General features: G+C 61.1%; 20 protein-coding genes, 1 pseudogene and 1 riboswitch. Of the genes and pseudogenes, 14 read left to right on the forward strand and 7 right to left on the reverse strand.

All coding sequences use genetic code 11. The features are described 5' to 3' along the window. Nucleotides 1-899 precede the first annotated feature (899 nt). Nucleotides 900-972, forward strand: a riboswitch (S-adenosyl-L-homocysteine riboswitch). A gap of 106 nt (nucleotides 973-1,078) precedes the next feature. From ahcY to E4Q08_RS22495, 7 genes are read left to right on the forward strand one after another with little or no spacing between them, the layout of a single operon-like run. Further along, nucleotides 1,079-2,485 (forward strand): adenosylhomocysteinase, encoded by a 1,407-nt coding sequence (ahcY, locus tag E4Q08_RS22465; protein WP_169072033.1) that lies wholly within the window; start codon nucleotides 1,079-1,081, stop codon nucleotides 2,483-2,485. 24 nt (nucleotides 2,486-2,509) lie between these two features. Then, nucleotides 2,510-2,869 carry a phage holin family protein gene (locus E4Q08_RS22470; RefSeq protein ID WP_034915577.1) on the forward strand — a complete coding sequence of 120 codons (360 nt, stop codon included), beginning with the start codon at nucleotides 2,510-2,512 and terminating at the stop codon, nucleotides 2,867-2,869. Continuing rightward, nucleotides 2,866-3,723: a methylenetetrahydrofolate reductase [NAD(P)H] gene (metF, locus tag E4Q08_RS22475; protein WP_169072034.1), complete on the forward strand. Its 858-nt coding sequence runs from the start codon at nucleotides 2,866-2,868 to the stop codon at nucleotides 3,721-3,723. The genes E4Q08_RS22470 and metF overlap by 4 nt, the downstream gene beginning before the upstream one ends. 45 nt (nucleotides 3,724-3,768) lie before the next feature. Beyond that, a complete protein-coding gene (locus tag E4Q08_RS22480) occupies nucleotides 3,769-4,047 on the forward strand; it encodes a DnaJ domain-containing protein (protein ID WP_169072035.1) in 279 nt (92 codons plus the stop codon). Then, on the forward strand, nucleotides 4,044-4,607 hold the full coding sequence (locus tag E4Q08_RS22485; RefSeq protein WP_169072036.1) for a hypothetical protein: 564 nt from the start codon (nucleotides 4,044-4,046) through the stop codon (nucleotides 4,605-4,607). The genes E4Q08_RS22480 and E4Q08_RS22485 overlap by 4 nt, the downstream gene beginning before the upstream one ends. Beyond that, nucleotides 4,607-5,329, forward strand: coding sequence for a hypothetical protein (locus tag E4Q08_RS22490; RefSeq protein WP_034915568.1), 723 nt, complete (start codon nucleotides 4,607-4,609; stop codon nucleotides 5,327-5,329). The genes E4Q08_RS22485 and E4Q08_RS22490 overlap by 1 nt, the downstream gene beginning before the upstream one ends. A 24-nt stretch (nucleotides 5,330-5,353) precedes the next feature. Beyond that, nucleotides 5,354-6,556, forward strand: coding sequence for a hypothetical protein (locus tag E4Q08_RS22495; protein WP_169072037.1), 1,203 nt, complete (start codon nucleotides 5,354-5,356; stop codon nucleotides 6,554-6,556). A gap of 107 nt (nucleotides 6,557-6,663) precedes the next feature. On the opposite strand, the gene ggt is transcribed toward E4Q08_RS22495, so the two are convergent. Next, nucleotides 6,664-8,451, reverse strand: a complete 1,788-nt coding sequence (gene ggt / locus E4Q08_RS22500; RefSeq protein ID WP_169072038.1) for a gamma-glutamyltransferase — start codon at nucleotides 8,449-8,451, stop codon at nucleotides 6,664-6,666. Nucleotides 8,452-8,805: 354 nt separating this feature from the next. Between ggt and E4Q08_RS25190 the strand changes: the two genes are divergently transcribed. Further along, the gene (locus E4Q08_RS25190; RefSeq protein ID WP_248595091.1) at nucleotides 8,806-8,994 is read left to right on the forward strand and encodes a hypothetical protein; all 189 of its coding nucleotides are present in this window, start codon (nucleotides 8,806-8,808) and stop codon (nucleotides 8,992-8,994) included. A 17-nt stretch (nucleotides 8,995-9,011) separates the two neighbouring features. On the opposite strand, the gene E4Q08_RS22510 is transcribed toward E4Q08_RS25190, so the two are convergent. The 5 genes from E4Q08_RS22510 to E4Q08_RS22530 form a co-directional block, all read right to left on the reverse strand. After that, complete coding sequence (locus tag E4Q08_RS22510) at nucleotides 9,012-9,374, reverse strand: response regulator (protein ID WP_169072039.1); 363 nt, start codon at nucleotides 9,372-9,374, stop codon at nucleotides 9,012-9,014. 130 nt (nucleotides 9,375-9,504) lie between these two features. Next, on the reverse strand, nucleotides 9,505-10,032 hold the full coding sequence (locus E4Q08_RS22515) for a helix-turn-helix domain-containing protein (protein ID WP_169072040.1): 528 nt from the start codon (nucleotides 10,030-10,032) through the stop codon (nucleotides 9,505-9,507). Between the two features lie 169 nt (nucleotides 10,033-10,201). After that, nucleotides 10,202-10,843 (reverse strand): response regulator, encoded by a 642-nt coding sequence (locus E4Q08_RS22520; protein ID WP_169072041.1) that lies wholly within the window; start codon nucleotides 10,841-10,843, stop codon nucleotides 10,202-10,204. 6 nt (nucleotides 10,844-10,849) lie between these two features. Further along, entirely contained in the window at nucleotides 10,850-13,324 is a 2,475-nt protein-coding gene (locus tag E4Q08_RS22525; RefSeq protein ID WP_169072042.1) for a sensor histidine kinase, read from the reverse strand. A gap of 184 nt (nucleotides 13,325-13,508) precedes the next feature. Further along, entirely contained in the window at nucleotides 13,509-14,600 is a 1,092-nt protein-coding gene (locus tag E4Q08_RS22530) for an adenylate/guanylate cyclase domain-containing protein (RefSeq protein ID WP_169072043.1), read from the reverse strand. Between the two features lie 17 nt (nucleotides 14,601-14,617). On the opposite strand from E4Q08_RS22530, the gene E4Q08_RS22535 reads away from it, so the two are divergent. From E4Q08_RS22535 to E4Q08_RS22560, 6 genes are all read left to right on the forward strand, one after another. After that, nucleotides 14,618-15,418 carry a hypothetical protein gene (locus E4Q08_RS22535; RefSeq protein WP_169072044.1) on the forward strand — a complete coding sequence of 267 codons (801 nt, stop codon included), beginning with the start codon at nucleotides 14,618-14,620 and terminating at the stop codon, nucleotides 15,416-15,418. A gap of 77 nt (nucleotides 15,419-15,495) precedes the next feature. After that, the gene (locus E4Q08_RS22540) at nucleotides 15,496-16,038 is read left to right on the forward strand and encodes a glycine zipper family protein (protein WP_308240200.1); all 543 of its coding nucleotides are present in this window, start codon (nucleotides 15,496-15,498) and stop codon (nucleotides 16,036-16,038) included. Between the two features lie 155 nt (nucleotides 16,039-16,193). Then, complete coding sequence (locus E4Q08_RS22545) at nucleotides 16,194-17,528, forward strand: FecR family protein (protein ID WP_169072045.1); 1,335 nt, start codon at nucleotides 16,194-16,196, stop codon at nucleotides 17,526-17,528. Between the two features lie 12 nt (nucleotides 17,529-17,540). Continuing rightward, nucleotides 17,541-19,520 (forward strand): CHASE2 domain-containing protein, encoded by a 1,980-nt coding sequence (locus E4Q08_RS22550; RefSeq protein ID WP_169072046.1) that lies wholly within the window; start codon nucleotides 17,541-17,543, stop codon nucleotides 19,518-19,520. Nucleotides 19,521-19,749: 229 nt separating this feature from the next. Further along, nucleotides 19,750-20,187: an endonuclease domain-containing protein gene (locus E4Q08_RS22555; RefSeq protein ID WP_169072047.1), complete on the forward strand. Its 438-nt coding sequence runs from the start codon at nucleotides 19,750-19,752 to the stop codon at nucleotides 20,185-20,187. 32 nt (nucleotides 20,188-20,219) lie between these two features. After that, on the forward strand, nucleotides 20,220-20,531 hold the full coding sequence (locus tag E4Q08_RS22560; RefSeq protein WP_308240201.1) for an endonuclease domain-containing protein: 312 nt from the start codon (nucleotides 20,220-20,222) through the stop codon (nucleotides 20,529-20,531). Here E4Q08_RS22560 and E4Q08_RS22565 read toward each other — a convergent pair. Beyond that, a pseudogene (locus E4Q08_RS22565) lies at nucleotides 20,528-20,832 on the reverse strand (transposase); the annotation flags it as partial. The gene E4Q08_RS22560 and the pseudogene E4Q08_RS22565 sit on opposite strands and share 4 nt — an antisense overlap.

The following is a 20,832-nucleotide window of genomic DNA, read 5'->3' on the forward strand; positions in this document are numbered from 1 at the left end:
ACTCCCGCCAACGTTGCAGGGTGCGTACCGGAATGTCCAGCATCCCGGAAAGCCGCGCCGCCGCTGGGGTCTGCCCGGCATGCCGGGCAGACCCCAGCACCACCGCCAGCCCGAGATACACACGCCGGCCCAGGAAACGCACGGATCTTGACGTCGTACGCCGCCGACAGCGATTGCAGCAGAAGCTGAAGCGCGACTCGTAAGCCGATCGAACCTCTTTCGGACAAGCGCGTGGTTTGCGCGGGTAGTTGGCGCGGTGAAGAACACCTCCACACGCGCACCCTCCTGAGCGTGCCTCTTCGGCCAACTCTTCGTCAATGCGCAGTAAAAGGAGAAAAAACGGGGGCGATTGCACTAGGGCGTGGCACACTTGAATGGTCTCTTGGCTTAGGAGGCGAGCAATATTAACTTGAACATATTGATAAAAAAATATAGCAAAAACATATTGTTAGAGCGTTGCATTGTTCAAGTTATTTTTGCTTAATGCCTTAGTAACCGGAGACTCCCCCAAAGGGCACGTTTGTTCAAGTTCCCCGAGGGGGGTCACCTGCCGTCCATCACGCTACTTGACCAAAAAACCACCAAACGCCATCGCGATCAGTGACCGTACTCATGTGACATCGGCCTTCCCCGTATTCACGGCGGGTCGGCTTCCGCATTACCTTTTTCGAGGCCTGCTCAGTGTTCATTCACATTACGGCCTGCATGTTCGCCAAGTTCCTTACAGAACCCTCTACACCAGAGGCTTCAGCCGCTTCGTTACCTCCACGACTGCTCCAGTTGCTACCGGCCGGAGCGAAAGTTGCCGGGCGGGATTCGCACCCGCTGAAAGACAGCGCCTTGACACGGCGCACGTTAAACTTGGGCTAAGCTCCCCAAGCCGGGTTATAATTGCCAAATAATCCGAGGAGCGCTGCAGGGCTGTCGTCCGACAGTTTCAGGCTCGGATTCTTCAAACGGCGCTCATCCAACCAACCCGTGCCGGGCACGAGGAGATGGGTGGGCACAGGCTGAAGTCCCTCAGCAGGTATGCCCGACAGCTTCCGTCTCCCGGTCACCGTTCTCAAGGAGCCTTACCGTGTCGGATGCTGTTACCCAAGACTATGTGATTGCTGACCTCGGCCTCGCCGACTGGGGCCGCAAGGAAATCCGTATCGCCGAAACCGAAATGCCGGGCCTGATGGCGATTCGCGAAGAATTCGCTGCCGCCAGGCCACTCCAGGGCGCGCGCATTACCGGTTCGCTGCACATGACGATTCAGACCGCCGTACTGATCGAGACCCTGGTCACCCTCGGTGCCGAAGTGCGCTGGGCTTCGTGCAACATCTTTTCGACCCAGGATCACGCCGCTGCGGCCGTCGCGGCTTCCGGAGTGTCGGTTTTTGCCGTCAAGGGCGAGTCGCTGGAAGATTACTGGGACTACACCCACCGCATTTTTGAATGGCCGGATGCGGGTTACAGCAACATGATCCTCGACGATGGGGGGGATGCGACGCTGCTCCTGCACCTCGGTGCACGGGCCGAAAGCGACGCGTCGGTTCTCGCCAGTCCGACCTCCGAGGAAGAGACGATTCTCTTCGCTGCGATCCAGGCCAGACTGGCTAGCGACCCAACCTGGTACTCGCTGCGCCTGGCAGCGGTCAAGGGGGTGACCGAGGAAACCACCACCGGCGTGCATCGCCTGTACCAGATGCACGCCAGGGGTGAACTCAAATTCCCGGCGATCAATGTCAACGACTCGGTCACCAAGTCGAAGTTTGACAACCTCTACGGTTGCCGCGAGTCACTGGTCGATGGCATCAAACGCGCCACCGACGTGATGATCGCCGGCAAGGTTGCCCTGATCGCCGGCTATGGCGATGTCGGCAAGGGCTCGGCGCAGGCCATGCGCGCCCTGTCCGCGCAGGTGTGGGTCACCGAAATCGACCCGATCTGTGCCTTGCAGGCAGCCATGGAAGGCTACCGCGTGGTGACCATGGATTACGCGGCCGACAAGGCCGATATCTTCGTCACCTGCACCGGCAACTACCACGTGATCACCCATGCGCACATGGCCCGGATGAAGGATCAGGCGATCGTCTGCAACATCGGCCACTTCGACAACGAAATCGACGTCGCCTCGATCGAGGCTTACGTCTGGGAAGAGATCAAGCCGCAGGTCGATCATGTGATCTTCCCCGATGGCAAGCGCATCATCCTGCTGGCCAAGGGACGTCTGGTCAACCTCGGTTGCGGTACCGGCCATCCCTCGTACGTGATGAGTTCCTCGTTCGCCAACCAGACGATTGCCCAGATCGAACTGTTTACACGCAATGCCGACTATCCGGTCGGGGTGTATACGCTGCCCAAACACCTCGACGAGAAGGTGGCCCGCCTGCAGCTCAAGAAGCTCAATGCCGAGCTCTCCGAGCTGACGGATCAGCAGGCCGCCTACATCGGTGTGGCGAAGGAAGGCCCCTACAAGTCCGACCAATATCGCTACTGACATTCACCTCGACAGGGAGCCGCCATGCGACTGATCCTGCTCTGGCTGCTCAACGCCATTGCGCTGCTTGCCGTCGCCTACCTGATGCCATCGATAGAGGTGGCTTCTTTCGGATCGGCGATGATCGCCGCGCTGGTGCTCGGGTTGGTGAACGCCGTGTTGCGTCCTCTGTTGGTTTTGCTGACGTTGCCGGTCACGCTGCTGACGCTGGGGCTCTTCCTTTTCGTCGTGAACGGCCTGATGTTCTGGCTGGCCGGTTCGATGCTGGAGGGCTTCGTCGTCGGTGGCTTTTGGCCGGGAGTGTTTGGCGCAGTTCTCTACAGCATTTTCTCGTCCATTCTTTCCTCACTGTTGCCCACCGGCAAGAGCAGGAACTCGTCATGACACCGCAGACACCTGTCTTCAGCCTTGAACTTTTTCCGCCGCAAACCCCGGAGGGGGCGGAGAAGTTGCGGGCCGCGCGTGCCCGCCTGGCGCTCCTGAAACCCCGGTTTTTTTCGGTCACTTTTGGCGCTGGCGGTTCGACGCGGGACCGTACGCTCGACACCGTGCTCGAAATCCAGCGTGAAGGCCACCAGGCGGCTCCGCATCTGTCGTGCATCGGATCGACCCGAGACAGTATTCGCAGTATTCTCGAACAGTATCGGGCACATGGTATTCGCCACCTCGTCGCTCTACGTGGCGACCTGCCGTCGGGTATGGCCAGGCCGGGCACCTTTCGCTATGCCAACGAGCTCGTCGAGTTCATCCGTGCCGAAACGGGCGCCTGGTTCCATATCGAAGTCGCGGCCTATCCGGAGTATCACCCGCAGGCGAAAAGTCCGATGGACGACCTCCTGGCTTTCAAACGCAAGCTTGAAGCCGGTGCCGATTCGGCGATCACGCAGTACTTCTACAACTTCGACGCCTACGCGCACTTCATCGACGAATGCCAGGCAGTCGGTATCCATGTCCCGATCGTTCCCGGCATCATGCCGATTTCCAGCTACAGCAGCCTCGCCCGCTTCTCCGACAATTGTGGCGCGGAGATACCGCGCTGGGTCAGGAAAAGGCTCGAAAGCTACGGGGACGATACGCTGTCGATCCGCGCTTTCGGCCTGGATGTGGTCACTGCGCTCTGCGAAAAGTTGCTGGCTGGTGGTGCGCCCGGCCTGCATTTCTACACGCTCAACCAGGTGGAGCTGACCACTACCCTGTGGCAGCGTCTCGGCCTTTCCCGGGCGATGTCCGGTAGCTGAGGTGTCTGGAAACGACCGTCTCGATCAGAAAGCCGATCAGGAAGCATGAAGGACTATTACGCGATACTCGGAATCGCCAGCGATGCCTCAAGCGAAGAAGTCAGGATCGCCTACCGCAAGAAAGCCTTGCTGCTTCACCCTGACCGCAACAAGGCTCCCGAGGCGACCGATCGCTTTCGCGACGTTCAGGAAGCCTACGAAACACTTTCCGACACCAGGTGCCGGCATGTCTATGATGAGAACCGACGTCGCAATCTTCTTGAGAAGCCTTTGGAAACGGCGCGGGAGATCTGGAAAAATTATCTGGAAGGAGTATTGCAGTGAGGCTGTCGCTATTCTTTGAAGATCTGAAGTCCGCCTATGGCGCCGAGATCGACGACCTGATGACCGATTCGGCGGGGCACGATGTTCTGGCCAAGCGGCTCAAGGCAAAGCGCGGACAACTCGCGCAACTCCTGCCGATGATCGAGTGCAACCCGGAAATGGTTGCCGTCGCCTTCCACGGCGGCATGCGTTTCGCCAGTCCGGAGGTGATGCGGGATGTGGTCGCGCAGGAGCCCGAAGACCTGCCCTCCTGGTCAACACTGCTGACCTCGGTGACCCTGGAACCCTGGGCTGAAGCGCTCGCCGAACTCGTCCTCAAGGACCCGAACGGCGACCAGTTCATGGTGGTGACCGCCGGCCTGGAATATCTGCAAGGGCGATCTGCGAGTTCATCGGAACCAGCTCAGCAGCGGCCGACGAGCGGATGCGGCGATGCTGACGGCGATGGCGACCAGAACGACCGGGACTTCGATGACGACCTCGACCTCGAAGAGGCGGGCGCCGACTGGCTTGCCGAACAGGGTTTTGATCGGAAAGATCGATTTTCGGGGGATCACTGATGAGCCATCCGGTGCTGGTGAAAGCCGGGAGACTGATCCAGGTCGGCGATATTGTCGGTGCCGAGGCTGCTCTGTCTTCGCTGGTGGAAAGCGATGGTGACGATGCCCTGGTAGTGGCTCTCGACGATTTTCCAGCGAAGGACCTGCTGGCCGTCCTGCGCGACTTCGATTCATCTCGGGAATCGGTAGTGAACCTGTTGGTCTCCCCAGAGCAGTTCGCCCGCGCGATCGTCCTTGAACGGCGTTACGGCGACCAAAGTCATGAGCGACTGCACGGCATGATCAATTCGGTGGTCTTCCGGGCCGGCAGCGATCCCGGTGAGTTCATCGAGGCCATCGGTGAGATCGAAGGTGGCTGCGAGGTGCTGGCCGATTATCTCTGCGAGCGTGGCGAAAACATCGAGCATTTCTTCAAGACGGCAACCTTTGATTTTTTCGCCGACGCCGACGAATCTGCTGACGACATGACCGACGAGGAGCGTCTGGACGCGCTCGCCGATCCCGGCGTCAATCGTCCTTTCCTGACCCACAGCGAAGTCAACGATCACGACTGGATGGAACTGGCGTGGACGCTCCGTTACCAACACCCGGAGATCTTTCGCGATGTCCTGCTGATCCTGCGTGCGCGTGCCAGGGCCGAAGGACTCGCGCCGGCTGGCTCTGCGCCGTCGAGCCCTGCGAACAGGCCTCCTGCCGAGCCGGAGGAAGAGTCCGCGCTGTAGGCCACAAGAAGGATGTCACCGCCCATGCCGCCTAGCCGCCACGAAGTCGCCGTTTTCGACACTCGGCCGTTTTTCGAAAAGGCGCTCGTTTACGGGGTGCAGAACGGGATCATCAACCAGGACAGGGTCGCCCATATCCTGAACGATGCACCGAAAGGGATGCTGCAGATTGCCGAGTATTTCGGCACACAGTACCTGCGGCCGAATATCGAAGAGGCGCGTACGCGGATCGTTAATCTCGTCAGCCTGTTCCTCCTGGACCGCAGCGGCGGTGATCTCGACAAAGCAGCACGCTCGCTGCGGGACAACACTTTTCTGTCGCATTCGCGGGGCGGATCGGAAATGCTCAAAGCGCTCTGGGCAATGCCCGAGTGCGACGTCATTGGCAGCGTGGACGAGAGGTCCCAAAGGGAGTTCCTGGCTGACTGGTCGCTGAGGGATCTGGCCGAATATCGACTCACCCGCGAACACAGGCGGGAGTATCACCTGGCGATTTCAGCAGCACTCTGGTTTGCCGAACACCTTGGCGTGGCCCCTGCCAGCCTTTCGATGGTGCCCGTTGGATCCTTCTTGCGTACGGCCATGCTCGTCCATCTTGCTGGGAACAGCCCGCCTGCAATCCCCAATGCCGCCGGTTTCGTCAGCATCCTTGAGGCAATCAGGAAGAAGGGGGTACCGGCGAAGGGCAGAAAGCGAATCAGGGAGGTATTCCAGATACTGCCTGAATCGTACCAGGCGATTGCCAGACGGTATCTGCAGGAAGTCGAAACCGAGGACCTGCCAAGGATTCTCGATACCTCGTACCCGCTCGACAAACTGCTGGAAGAGCTTGTTCAGAAAGGGTATTTTCTGCGGGATTTTGATCTCGAAGATGCCAGTCTTTTCGATGCAGCGGTCTCGAAGAAATGGCAAAAGATTACTGGTGGCAAGACCGACGATGATTCGCTGCTGACGATTTTTGTCTGCATCGCTGCCGACATGCTCCCCAAACCCGCTCTGACGCGAGCCGTAGCGAGAGCCTTGATCCGCAAGGTCCGTACCGACGGATTCCAGCGAGAGCCGGTGCTCGCTTTCATCCGTGCCTGTGCGCCCCATGAGATGCAGGACGGCCTGGAAAGGCTATGGAATGAATTTTTCCAGGAGGCGGAGACCTATCTGCTCGACACCTCCGATAGCACACTCGGCGAGGCCCTGGCCTTCCTCAAGGAAAACTGTTTCGTCGTGTAGCGCGCCGGTCCTGCGGGTGACTCTGCGGTCAGCACGCCGATTCGGGCGGCAGATCGGCGCCGTTGCTCGCTGCTGCTGGCATCGGTGAGGGTGTCGAGACGCGGCCATCACTCGCCAAGCACCCTGCCTTCACGCCGCGGATCGGCACCACCGGCATAGCCGCCCGAGGTCTTCTCGATGGCTTGCAAGCCGCTGTTCATGCCGACTTCGTTCACCACGTGGCCTCTGGCCTTGAGCGCTTCGACAAAGGACGGAGAAAAGCGCTTTTCCTCGAGCAGCGTCGGGCCGTTCAAGGAACCAAAATTGGGCAGGTCGATGGCCTGCTGTGGCGCCAGCCCCCAGTTCAGCATCGCGTAGAGCAGCTTGGCAGTATAGTGGATGATCAATGCGCCGCCCGGTGAGCCGCCGCTGATCACCAGATCGCCGCTGTCCTGGGTAAAGACCAGCGTCGGGCTCATCGACGAGCGCGGGCGCTTGCCTGGCTCGACGCGGTTGGCGACGGGCAAGCCGTTGCCGTCGGTCGGGGTAAAGGCGAAATCGCTGAGCTGGTTGTTGAGGAGAAATCCCCTCACCATCTGGCGCGCGCCGAAGGCATCCTCGATGGTGGTGGTCATTGCCAACGCGTTGCCGTGCTGGTCGACGACGCTGAGGTGCGAGGTGCCGTATTCCGGCTGTTCGGGCATCGCTGCATGGCTCGCGGGTCCCGGCGATGGCGAGCCCGGTCGGGCGACCTGCATGCTCTTTGGGCCGATCAGCCGTGCTCTCTCAGCGAGGTAGTCCGGCTGGATCAATGAGTACCAATTGCCCGCCGGTGCGGCGACGAAGTCGGGATCGGCGACATACTGGGCGCGATCGGCGAAAGCCAGGCGCGATGCTTCGCTGTAATAGTGCATCCAGAGCGGGTCGGCAAACGGCAGGAATGCGGCCTCGGTGGAATCGACGATGCCGAGGATCTGGGCGATGGCAATCGCTCCCGAAGCGGGTGGAGGAAAACCGCAGATCAGGTACCTTCGCGGGGGCTCGACACGCTTCGGCGTATAGCTGCTGCACAGCGGCGAACGTCGCTGCGGCTGGTATGCAGCCAGATCAGTCATGGTGAGTTTGCCAGGGTTTTCCGGGTGTTGCTGCACCTTGTCGACGATCGCCTGGGCGATCTCACCTTCGTGCAAGGCTCGCGATCCTTGTCTGGCGATCCTGCGCAGGACCTCTGCCAGTTCCGGGTTGTGCAACAGGCTGCCGACGGCGACTGGCTGACCATCGGCATCGTAAAAATAGGCCGCGGCTTGCGGATCCTTCCTGAGGTGGGGGTCGACCTTGAGCAGCGTGTGCAGGCGCTGGCTGACCGGAAATCCGTTCTCGGCAAGCCGGATCGCCGGATCGAACAGGCTCGCCCAGGGTAAGCGGCCGTATTCGGCGTGTGCCATTTCGAGCATCCGCAGTGCCCCCGGCACGCCGACCGCGCGGCCACCGACGATCGCTTCCCGAAAAGTCATCGCTTTGCCGTCGGCCTGGACGAACAGTGTCTCGCCGACTGCTGCCGGCGCCGTCTCGCGACCATCGAAGGCGACCGTATGGCGACCGTCGTGGTGGAGCAGAAAGGCGCCGCCGCCGATGCCGCTGGATTGCGGTTCGACGAGGGTCAGCACCATCTGCGCGGCAACTGCCGCGTCGATCGCCGCTCCTCCGTCTTTGAGCACGGTGAGTCCGGCGGCGCTGGCCAGCGGATTGGCCGTGGCGATGGCAAACTTCTGGCCGTGCCATCCGGGCTGAACGCTGACGCCTGCGGCGCCTTCCGGCTGACGGTTGTCGACAGTCGCGGGCGCGATCCTCGATGGGGAATGAGCGCAGCCCGCGAGCAGCAGGAACAGGACGAGGTAAAGGATGTGCATGCTCATACTCCGATCGGGAGACCCCTGCTTTGTCTCATTCCAGGCCCTCTCTCGTCAAGTCCGCAAGCTTGTGCCCTGGTGCGCACATTCGTGTCGCTTGCACATTGTCTTGGTGAAATGGCGATTTCCGGCAAAGTTTTGCCGTTCGCACACAAAAGATCGAAAAAAAACGACTCAACCATAATCGCTGCGCAGCCGTTAACCAATGCAGAGGCCTCGTTCTAAGGAGAAATGTCATGATGCATATCTGTACCGACCGGACCGATCTCGACGAACTGATCGGCAAGCAAGACTGGGAAGGGCAAGATCTGCTTTTTCGTTACGGACCGCTTGCGCAAGCCATGAAACGGGGGGGAGGAGTTGATTCTCGAACATAGTGACGCGCTCTCCCCCTTCCTGCTCGCCAAGGTCGAGTTCCTGCGGGGCGACCTCTTCATTGACGACACGGCGGAGCAGATCCACCCGCACGACGGCTTCCGGCTTACGCTCCGGCGCTCGGTGGCGATAGAGAATGTCAGCGAACCGACACCCGCACGAGGAGCACGGTGAAACGTAATGGTTGCCTCTCAGAACGACGCAAGGCCCTGCAGGGCTTGCCGGAGAGCGTGCAGATCGCTCTTCTTGTCGTAGAAAGCATAAGCTCCGGCTTCCAGGCACCGCCGGCGATAAACCGGCTCGGCGAAGTTCGTGAAGACCATGACCTTCACGCCCGGATGCTCCGTGCTCACCGCACGCAGGACCTCCAGCCCGCTGCCGTTGACCAGTTGAATATCGAGCAATACGACGTCCGGCGGGTGGTTCCGAATGCTTTCGATGGCCGGGGCGGGACTTTCGAATTCACCCACGACTTCTGCACCTTCGATCTTCGCGAGCATCTCGCGCAACATGCCGCGGACAACAGCTGAGTCATCGACGATCAGGATTGACATCACGTTCGGTCACAAAAGAGGGTGAATCGAAATGCCCGGTGCCGGGGGTGTGCGCTTAGCACGCATGCAGCGAGGGATGTTCCGCACCTCCAGCGAGTGCGCCGCTGGCGGAATGCTGGCAGAATAGATGTCAGTGAAGTAGCCTAGGGGGCTTCGACGAGTTGTGCCGGAGCATCAACTTCTCGATCTGCTCATGCACCAGCAGCGCGACATTGGGCAGGAGACTCAGCGAGGTCAATCCCGGGATGCTGGTGATTCCTCGGGGCAGCACGATCACGATCAGCGGCTTGGTCTGGGCGGAGGAGTGGTTCGCCAGTACGGCATGCACAAAAGCCCGCGACGCCTTTCCCCAGCTGATGACGATCACATCAGGCTTGTGCCTCGCCGTGCAATCGTAGGCATCTTCAATGGAACGGGCAATCGCCACGACATCGATGTTTTCGTTCGCTTGTAGCGCGCCACCCACGCCGTCGAGAAACAGATTATCCGTGTCCACCAGAAGGAAACGGGTGGGGCTGTGCTGCAGGGCGGTCGATGCGCAGGCATCCATGATGATCTCCTCTGTGATTGAGGCGCGCCAGGAAGAAGCTCTTTCTCGCGCGAATCGATATTTCCAGGACGCATCATCCCGCACACACCAATCATCGACTATCGGCAACGCGTGTAATTTTCCTGTAGGCGATCGCCGACACTGCACCCGTCGGGAATTCCCTACACGGCCAGCGTGCCGATGCCATGCACGCTCGAACAGCCGATGGACACGCGCTGCCTCGTCGCCGAACAAGCGGTACCGGACTCGTTTGGCGTTGGATTCCGGTCGCCCCGGCTCAAGAGAGCATGCCCTTTTCCAGGGCATAACGAGTGAGTTCTGCGTTGCTGTGCAGCCCGGTCTTTTCGACGATTCGGGCACGATAGGTGGTCACCGTCTTGGGACTGAGATACAGCGCTTCGGCGATCTGGTTCAAGCTCTCTCCGGAGGCAATCCGCCGCAGCACTTCGATCTCCCGATCCGAAAGTGCTTCAGAATCGGATTTCCTGCCTCGCCCCACCTCGACCGCCAGACGCTCCAGCAGCGCGGGGCTCACATGCTTGCCGCCACTGGCGACTTTGCGTATTGCCGCGAGGAGCGTGCTTGGGGGGCTGTTCTTGGTCAGGTAGCCGGATGCGCCGGCTTTCAGCGCGCGTACGGCATAGACCTCCTCGGCGTACATGCTGAGCATCAACACGGCAAGCTTCGGCCGCTCCGTCTTGATCTGTTTCAACAGGTCCAGACCACCCTTGCCGGGCAGGCCGATATCGACCAGCGCGACGTCGAATTCGCTTTGGCGGATCATGAGGATCGCCTGTTCGGCGTCCTCCGCCTCGCTCGCCACCTCCATATCGTCGGTCTGATCCAGGATCAGCCGCAAGCCGCCGCGGACCACGGCGTGATCATCCACCAGCAGGACCTGGAGCTTGCTTGTGCTCATCGCTCCTCAAACCGGCATGTGCAGAACAATGACCGTTCCCTTCTTGACGCCGCGCGACAGTCTGATGTTGCCGCCGAAGCGGGCGGCACGTTCCTGGATCCCCAGCAGGCCCCAGGATTCGGTCTTGATCCCGGCCTCGTCGCCAATGCCCACCCCGTCGTCCTCTACTGCGATCATCACGGCGCCGGCTTCATGGTGGATACGGATCTCGACGTGCGCAGCCTGGGCATGGCGGACACAGTTGGTCAACGCTTCCTGGACGATGCGAAACATCGCGGTGGCACGCTCGGAATCAAGCTCGATTGCCAAGGCCTCGGCAGAAATCGCAACCTTGCATTGCAGACCGGTCTGTTCTTGAACCTGCCCGGCGTACCACTCGATCGCCGTCCATACCCCGAGCTGGTCGAGGACACTTGGCCGTAGATCGCTGATGATACGGCGCATCGTATCGACTGCCGAATCCAGCAATTGCGACGCGCGGACAAGCTGTTCGTCGCCAGGCAGCGCTGCCTCTTGAGCGCGATCGATCGCCATCGTGACCGCCCATTTGACACCCGTCAGCGTGCTGCCGAGGTCATCGTGCAGCTCCCGCGCGATGCGTACCCGCTCCTCCTCGCGTATCCGCTCCAGGTATTGGGTAAGCTGACGCAGCTTTTCGTTGGATTCGATCAGTAAATCCTGACTGTGTTTCAGCGCGGTCATATCGACCACGTTCACGAGGACGCCGTCGATGTCGCCGTTGGCGTTCCGATGGGGCGCATAAGAGGATAAGGTCCAGAGAAGATGCGGATCGTCGCGACGCAGCGTCGCGGCCTCCGGCGCAAGGAGTTCCGTCGTGCCAAGCAGGCGCGGTACGAACTCGTCGGCAACGACCATCTCGCCCGCCAAGGCACGCATCAGGTACGCTTCCAGTCCGAGATCTCGCGCGTCCGGGAAAAGCGCATGGAGATGCTTGCCGATGGCCAGTTCGCGTGGCACCCCGGTGGCGTGCTCGAGGAATCGGTTCCAGACGACCACCCTGAGCGCTCGGTCATAGACGACAAATCCTTGATGGACATTGTCCAGCACCTCCTGAGCGAAACCCTCGGCCTGCAGGCGCGCGGTGATATCCTGAACGGTCGCGACGAAGAAGTCCACGCGTCCGTCTTCGTGCCGAACTGCCCTCACATCGGTCATCGCATTGATGACTTTGCCATCCTTGCGAACGAAGCGCTTGTCCATCTGAAAGCCGTTCCTCGCGCCGCTCAACACCTGCTCGAACTGGATCCGGTCGGCGTCGACGTCGTCGCGGTGCGTGAGCTGTGCCCAGGTCTTGTCGATCAATTCCTCGCGGGGGTAAGCCAGGATTTCGCACAGGCGGTCGTTGAAACGCAGCCAGCGCATGTGGTCCGTCGAGAGAAATGTCATGCCCACGAAGGGAAGATCGAAGAAGAACCTGAGCAGGCGGTCCTTCTCCATGCCCTGGGTGGCCAGCTCGAGTTGGTGAGTGCGCAGTTGCTGGCGCCACAGCAGGAGGATCAGGAGCGCGACGACCAGGACGGCGGAGGTCGCGACCAGGCCGACCCAGAACACCAGGTGGCGCAGCGGAGAGAGCACTTCATCGCGGTCGACTTTCGCCACCAGATGCCACGGCGTAGCTCTTATCGGGCGCGTCGCAGCCAACACCCTGACTCCGCGGTAGTCCTTTCCCTCCATGACCTGCGCCGCACTGCCCAAGACCGCGCGGGCAGATGGCAATTCGGGATCGTCGAGGGCCTGGCTGAATACCAGCGCGGTTGCCTTGCGATGGCGCAATTCGTTCAGAAACAACACGGAATCTCCCTCCCGGCGCACCAGCAGGGTCTCGGCGCTCGGGCTCGGTGTCGGCCAGCTCTGGATCAACGGGAAAACGATACTTTCGACCGGAGTGTCGAGGATCACGGCACCCACCACCTGCCGCGCGCCATCGATGGTCTTCACCAGCGGCGCAACCAGGTCCAGGTGGACGTGGCCCGACGCGCTCAGATAGAGATCGGTCATCGTCAGCTGAGTGGTCTGGAATGCAGTCTGGAGCGCCCTCCGGACAGGTGCCTCGGCCAAGATGTCGTGTAACCCCAGGCTGAGGATTCTCCGGGCGCTTCCGTCTACCAGCACGAAGCCGTCGTAGGCGTATGCCCGTTTGATCGTCTCGAAACGTTCCACCAGGCGCTGCCGTGCATGGACATCCTCGTCACGCGCCATCCGTACGGTATCTTCTATGAGGCCGGGGCTGGCGCCAAGGATCATCGCGTCTCCTCTGCGCTCGTCCAGCCATGCTTCGATCTGGCCGGCCTTCAGGCTGGCGATGGCGTTGACATCCGCAAAGGCCTGCTGCTTCAGACGTGGGTGCTCCAGATACACGATACCCACGCCGAGCAGGGGCACGATCGCCAGCAACCCCAGGATGACCCCGACCATGCCGCGCCACCGCGATTTGGGCAGCATACCAGCGCTAACGGTCATGACTTTTCCAGGCACCCCCGACCAGGAAAGTCATGACCGATTCTCTCTGCCACGACTCCTCCCACGGCCCGAGCTGCATCGCGGGCCGGCTGCGGCGGCGCGGAGCAGCGCTCCGCGAAACCCCGCCTTCGCCTCCCGCGAGTGGGGATGGGAGATTCCGGACTGATTGGCCGCATCTGGGTCCTCAAGACTGGCCGGCAAAAACCAGAAGTTGAACGAACAGTTGAATCTTCATGTTCGCCTCCGGCGGGAGTGAGGTGAACTCGGAACCCATGCGAACAATCCCGTTCGCAGGCTTGCGATTCAGGATCTTGGCGTAAACGTCACGCGCCTGATAGGCGACTATCGGCAAGTCAAGACTGAGCTTTATTTCACAATAAATGGGAAGCTGACATTCCAGTTCAAGAAGAGCGCCGTGGTAGCCAAGATCGAGAATCGTGCCAGGGCGCATCTCGGGAAAGACAATGCCGTTTTCGATGATCTGGTAGCCGAACGGCAACTTGACCTGAATGCGGTGAGAACGACGTTTTTCCTGGCGGGGAACATGGAGACCCAGCGAAGGAATGCCAATCAGCTCGCGCAGGCTAACGGGTACTGGTTTCCCCTTGAGATAGATGTCGATCGGACCTCTGGTGTCGACGAAGTCCTTGCAGCGCTCATAGGTGCTCTGACTGATCAGAACCTGACCGCGCAAGCTCAAAGCCTCGATGCGCGCAGCCAGATTGACTTCGTCACCAATCACGGTGTACTCGTTATAGAGGTTCGATCCCAGCGTACCAGCCAGAACTTCTCCTGTGTTGATGCCAATGCCCATGTACAGTTCCGGCATTCCCTGCTGCCTGTGCGCAAGGTTGAGGGTATCCATCGTCATCTGCATTTCGACAGCACAGGCAAGTGCTCGCTGAACATCGTCGGGGCGCCGCACTGGCGCGCCGAACAGCGCCATGATCGAATCACCCATGAACTTGTCGATGCTTCCCTGATACTTGAAAATGATCTCGCTCATCTGGACGAGGCAGGGATTGAGAATCCTGATGACGGTATCCGCCGGTTGATTTGCGAGCATTGCCGTAAACCCGCGCAGATCGGCGAACAGTATGGTGACCTCGCGGTTCAGGAATTCCTGCCCGAGTTGCGAAGGAAGGGACTGCGTGTCGAGTTCATCGAGCAAGGTTTTGACCTCTGCTTCGGCCGAGCCGCTGAGCATCTTGCCCGTATCGCTGGCGATGATGTCGTGCAGACGTTGCAGCACATGCTGCACTGAACTAAGTCTCATATCGTGAGGAGAATGCAATGCTCCAGCCATTCATCATTGATTTACAGAAAGTCAGGCATGCGCAGCTGCAGTGCGTCGTGTTCACGTCTGGCAGACTGTCGAACTTCAGCAAACTAAGCGATAATGTCGCGAAAGCGAGCCAAAAACTCTATTATTTTGATTGTCCTGGATTTTACTCGTTTTTCCCTTGCTTCCTTAGGGTGAACGCAATACGGGCTGATGCCAACCCCTGGTTGCCGGTCGAAGGTGAGCGAGGCCGAGGAGTGAACGCAATGAAGAAACCCCTGCTTGGATTTGCCGCACTGGCGCTATTTGCGATCATTGGGGGTAGCGCCATCGCCCAAGGTCGTGGAAGTGGAGGCTACTACGATGGCCGCAGGGTCGTCCATGTGGGTGGTGGAAACTGGCACGCAGGCGGCTACTACGGTGGCTGGCACGGCCATCGCGGCACATGGGGAGGCAGGTACTGGGGTCCTGGCGTCGGATTGTATTTTGGTGGACCTACTTATTGGGGGGCCTGGCCCTATGCTTATCCCTACGGCTACGGCTACGGCTACGGCTACGCCCCGTATGCAAGCTACGCGGTGGTGGGGCCGACAGTCTATGTAGAGCAGCAGATCGAAGTGCCCACCCCGCCCCAATACGATCCAAATCCGCCGTCCGTAGCGGGTAATCCTGATTCACCACCGACATTCTGGTTTTATTGCACCAAACCGGCGGGTTACTACCCTTACGTGCGAGATTGCAGCAAGACTTGGTTGCGGGTGGTGCCGCAGGCAAATACGGATACGATGACCCGGCCCAAGCTGGCCGAGTAGGCCGTAACGGAGATCCATCATGGAAAAGCGAATTTTTTTTACTGCCGCTTGCGGCCAGTTTGTTCCTGACAGGATGCGTGACCCTTCCGACAGGTCCCACGGTGCTGGTTCTGCCGGGACAACAAAAATCCTTCGACCAGTTCCGGATCGACGACATCGCGTGCCAACAATATGCGCTGGCGGTCACCGCGCCCGCTGGCCAGGCCGCTGCCGACGCGGCGGTTGGCACGGCGGCCGTGGCGACCGCCATCGGCGCCGCAGCGGGTGCGATCATCGGTTCCGCGACGGGACAGGCGGGCCAGGGTGCCGCGATCGGCGCGGGGACCGGATTGCTTTTCGGCAGCGCTGCGGGCGGCAACACCGCCTATGTTTCCTCCTACGAGCTGCAGCGCCGCTACGACACCACCTATTTGCAATGCATGTACTCGCGCGGGAATCAACTACCGGGACAAGTCGTGTATCGCAGGGCACCGCCGAGTTACCCGCCACCCACAGTGCCCCCATCCGGCTATCCACCAGCGAACACGCCTGCCCCGTACCCATCGCCGCAGTCCGCTCCACCGGCGAGCTATCCGCCGCCGCACACGCTGCCACCGGAGGGCATTTCTTCCAAACGATAACGGTCAGGGCTTTCATCATCCGGGGTGTCTCACAAAGCCATGACCGTTAGAGCGAACATCGCGACGGCCGCCAGCCGATCGCTTGTGATTCCACGCACATCACACAGACCGATCAAGAACTTATACTTTCCGGAGTCGAACAGGAAAGGGTCGTGATGATGAAAGAGCTGCTTCGCCATGCTCGGTTGCTGCGTTTGCTGCTGGTGATGTGGGTGCTTCTGGCGCCGGCGTCGGCAGTGCACGCGTCCGCTGCCGTTGGCGAAGTGACCCTGTGCATCGGCAGCAGCCAGATTCAACGCGAAGGCAGGAGCGAGCCCGTCTCCAGGGGATACCGTATCGTCCCCGGCGATGTCATTCGCACCACCACCAGCGGACATGTGCATATCCGTTTCGTCGACGGTGCGCTGGTCAGTGTCCGGCCGGATTCGGTGCTGCAAGTGGTCGAATACCGCTACGACGCGGCCAATCCCTCGGCGTCATTGATCAAGTTCTACCTCGAAACGGGGACCGTACGCGGCATCTCGGGACTGGCGGCACAAGCGGCCCGTGACAAGTTTCGCCTGAACACACCGCTGGTAGCCATTGGCGTCAAGGGGACGGACTTCGTCACCCAGGCCGATGCGAAGCGCGCGGTCGTCCTGGTCAACCAGGGGGCGATCGTACTTGCCCCGCTCGATAACATCTGCCGTGCCGATGGTTTCGGGCCCTGTGCCACCCCCCGTTCGCGGGAACTGGCGGCGACCATGGACGGCATGGCGCTGGTGTATCGCCAGGCAGCCCGCGAGCCGCTGCTGCAGCCGGTCAATTCCCTGCAAGGGGCCGACAAGATCACTCCGGCCTTGTTGCAGGAGCGGGTCAGCAACGCCAGTACGGCGACCGCAGTGGCGGACAGCAGGAGTCCTGGACAGGCTCTGGCGCAGGAAGCGGCCGCAGTGGCAGAGAGCCGGGCGCGGGCGGAACGGGCGCGGGCCGAGCAACAGACGCCACCCCGGACCGAAAGCCTGACCTGGGGACGCTGGGCCACCGACCCGCGGCCGGGCGACAACCTGACCATTCCTTTCCGGGAAGCGCGCAACGACAAGAAGATCACGGTCGGCGAAGACTACTACATGCTGTTCCGCAACGAGACCATCACCAATACCCTCACCAATGCCAGCGGTCTGGCGAACTTCCGACTGGAGAGCAGCACCGCCTCTTATCGTGATCCATACAGTGTGCTGTCGGCGGCGACTGTGAACGGCGGCTCGCTGAGCATCGATTTCGGTCGCAACACCTTCGCCACACAGCTTGCCGTCACCGCCCAGAGCGTCGGCACCCAGGCGGTGACCGCGACCGGAACGATCGATCGGACGACCGGGGTCTTTCTCAGCAACGGCGCCGCCGACCGGGTATCCGGCGCCGTTTCACTGGATACCAGCCAGGCCGGCTATTTCTTCAGTAAATCCATAGGGAATGGCGCCCTGATGGGTGCCACGCTCTGGCGTCGCTGAAAGCCCGTGTCCATGACCGATCATTCCAGAGGGGTTTTCCGTCGCATCCCTTCGGCATTCACCGCTGGCCTGCTGCAGAAACCGGTGCGACTGCGACTCGCCGCGCTTTTCGCCGCGATGGCCCTGACGCTGCTGGCCATTGGCCTGTCGGACTTGTCCCAATGGGACGAACTCTCGGCCAGCCTGTCCTGGCGAATGGCCGACCAGCAGGCAGTGGAGCGGCGCATCGTGGTCGTCGATATCGATGAAAAAAGCATTCAGGCGATCGGCGCCTGGCCATGGCCGCGCGCCCGCCAGGCCGAGTTGCTCGAGAAACTGGACCAGGCGGGCGTCAGCCTGAAAATCCTCGACATCCTCTTCGAAGGTTCCAGTCCGGACGATGCCCGCCTGTCCAGCGCCCTGGCGAGCCCGGTGCCTACGGTCATGGCGCAGCTCTTCTCCTTGTCGCCCGAGCCGGTAGTGCACAGCGGCCAATTGGCGGGTGCACTGCCTTTCCCCGACTGTCCCCGGCCGACCGAGCGGGCGTACGGCTACATGGCCAGCGACGACCAGCTTCGCACTCCGCCTTTCGCCGGCCACATCACGCCGCTGGTGGATCCCGACGGCGCCGTCCGCCAGGTGCCGGCGCTGATCTGTCACGGCGGCAAAACCTACGCCTCGCTGGCGATTGCCGGTGCCATCGCCGCGAGTCAGGCCGTCCCCGAACTGCACTCCGGCGTATCACTGCTCGATCCGCCCTGGTGGCTGGACCTCGGCGGCCTGCGTCTGCCTCTGGACGATGCCGGCCACCTGCGCGTCTCCTACCAGATGCCGCGTTCCGGCCTGCTGGCCGTCTCGGCCGCGGACCTGCTGCAGGGCAAGGCACCTGCCGACCTGCTGCAGGGAGCCTGGGTACTGGTGGGCGCCACCGCTTTCGGTGCCCGCGACGCCATCCCCACTCCGCAGGGACGCGCGGTCAGCGGCGTCGAAGTGCATGCGCAGTTGCTCTCTGCCATGCTCGACGATCGCACGCCCTATCGGCCACTCGGCGCTGCGCTGTGGTCCTGGCTGCTGGGCGGCCTGAGCGCGCTGCTGCTGCTCGCTGCCTTGCGCCTGGCGCCGCGCAGCGCAGCGATCGTCCTCCCCATGGTGGCCCTGGCCAACATCCTGGCGATTTTTGGTTTGAGCACCCTGCTGCTGCTCAAACAACACCTGTGGCTGGGCTGGGTTGCTCCCGGCTTGTTCACCGGATTCGCTGCGACGCTGCTCAGCGCCGGTGAATTTGCCCGCCTGCGCTGCGAGCGCGAGCGCCTCTACTCCCATCTGGCCAGCTACCTGCCCGAACCGGTGGCACGCCAGGTGGCCACCCAGGAGCCGTGTGCGCAGGTCCGCGCCACGCGCTGCGAAGCCACTGTGCTGCACGCCGATCTGCGCAACTTCTCCGCCTATTGCGCAGGCCGTCCGCCGGAGGAAACCGCCATGGTCCTGCACCTGTTCTTCACCACCGCCAGCCGCATCGTCGAAGCGCACGGCGGGGTAGTGGAACAGATGGTCGGCGACAGCCTGCTGGCGGTCTGGAACGGCTCGGCGCCCTGTACCGACCACGGCGCCCGCGCCCTCGATGCCGCGGAAGAACTTTGGCGGGTCTGTACGCCGCAGTTACCGCGCATCGCTTCACGGCATGTACCGCCGCTCGATCTCGGCATCGGCCTGGAAACCGGCACGGTCCTGATCGGCTCATTTGGACCGGCCGCCAGACGAACGCACGCCGTATTGGGCGAGGCAGTGACCGTCGCCACGCGCCTGCAAGCGCTGACCGGCGAATTGGCCCATCCCATCCTGATCGGTGCCACGGTGGCCCGCGCCGCCTCTGGACGTACGCACCGGCTCGGCGACTTCCTGCTGGCCGGACTGACCGAGCCACGCACGGTATATGCGATCCCTGTAAAATATCCCGCGGGTCATCTACGCCTCGTTTTCGATGCGGAAGCCGAGCAGCAGACCAGCGGCTGACTGTGGCATGGCCTCCGCTGTCGAGTACAGACCCCCTCTCCCCCAACCCCTCCCCCGCGAGGGGGAGGGGAGCAGGAGGGTCGAAAGGTAGTGCTCCAGACGTGGATATGAGCCTCATATAGTATTTTATAATCAATATCTTATGGTTTTGTGTATCCACTTGAGAAACATCGCCGATTGCTGATCTCCCCTCCCCCCTTGTGGGGGAGGGGTTGGGGGGAGAGGGGGAATGGTCGCACACGAATTCGTCAAATCCCTGCGCCAGCAAATGACCGAAGCCGAAAATCTGCTCTGGCAGCATCTGCGAGGGCATCGGCTGAACGAGGAAAAGTTCAGGCGGCAGCAAGTGATTGGCCCGTATGTGGTGGATTTCGTGCATTTCGGTGCTCGTGTTGTCGTAGAAGCCGACGGTGGGCAACATAATGAATCGCCAGGCGATGCAAGACGAGATGCATGGTTGAAGTCACAGGGATTCCGGATCCTGCGATTCTGGAATCACGAGATATGCAATGACACCGAAGCCGTTCTGGAGGCAGTGCTGGCCGCAGTCGAGTGCAGGCCACCCTCTCCCCCCGACCCCTCCCCCGCGAGGGGAGAGGTCGGGGAGAGGGGGAATGGTTGCACAAGAGTTCGTCAAATCCCCGCACCAGCACATAACCGAAGCTAAATCTGCTCTGGCAACATCTGCGAGGGCATCGGCTGAACGGGGAAAAGTTCAGGCGGCAGCAAGCGATTGGCCCGTATGTAGTGGATTTCGTGCATTTCGCTGCTCGTGTCGTCGCAGAAGCGGACGGTGGGCAACACAAGGTATCGCCAGGCGATGAAAGACGAGAGGCATGGTTGAAGTCACAAGGATTCCGGGTCCTGCGATTCTGGAATCACGAGATATGCAATGACACCGCCGTCGTTCTGGAGGCAGCGCTGACCGCGGTCGAGTACAGGCATCCCCTCTCCCCCGACCCCTCCCCCGCGAGGGGGGAGCAACTGTGTTCCCAGTCAAGCTTTTTTTAGGCGCATTTTGCATGCTCTGGATTCCACGGAATACCCGATTTGACTATGGCGTTCATGATCGTCAGCATCTTGTGCATGCAAGCGACCAGCGCGACTTTTTTTGAGTTTTCCGTTAGCAAGCAAACGTTCATAAAAGGTCTTGATGACGGGGTTGTAACGTATGGCACTTAAGGCCGCCATGTATAAAGCGGTACGGACCGTCGCTCGACCACCCCAGGTGATGCGCTTACCCTTGTGGCGACCACTGTCCGCGTTTAATGGAGCGACTCCGACCAACTTGCCAATCTGCGCATGGGTGAGT

The organism is Candidatus Accumulibacter contiguus (assembly GCF_012940005.1).
Classification (GTDB): domain Bacteria; phylum Pseudomonadota; class Gammaproteobacteria; order Burkholderiales; family Rhodocyclaceae; genus Accumulibacter; species Accumulibacter contiguus.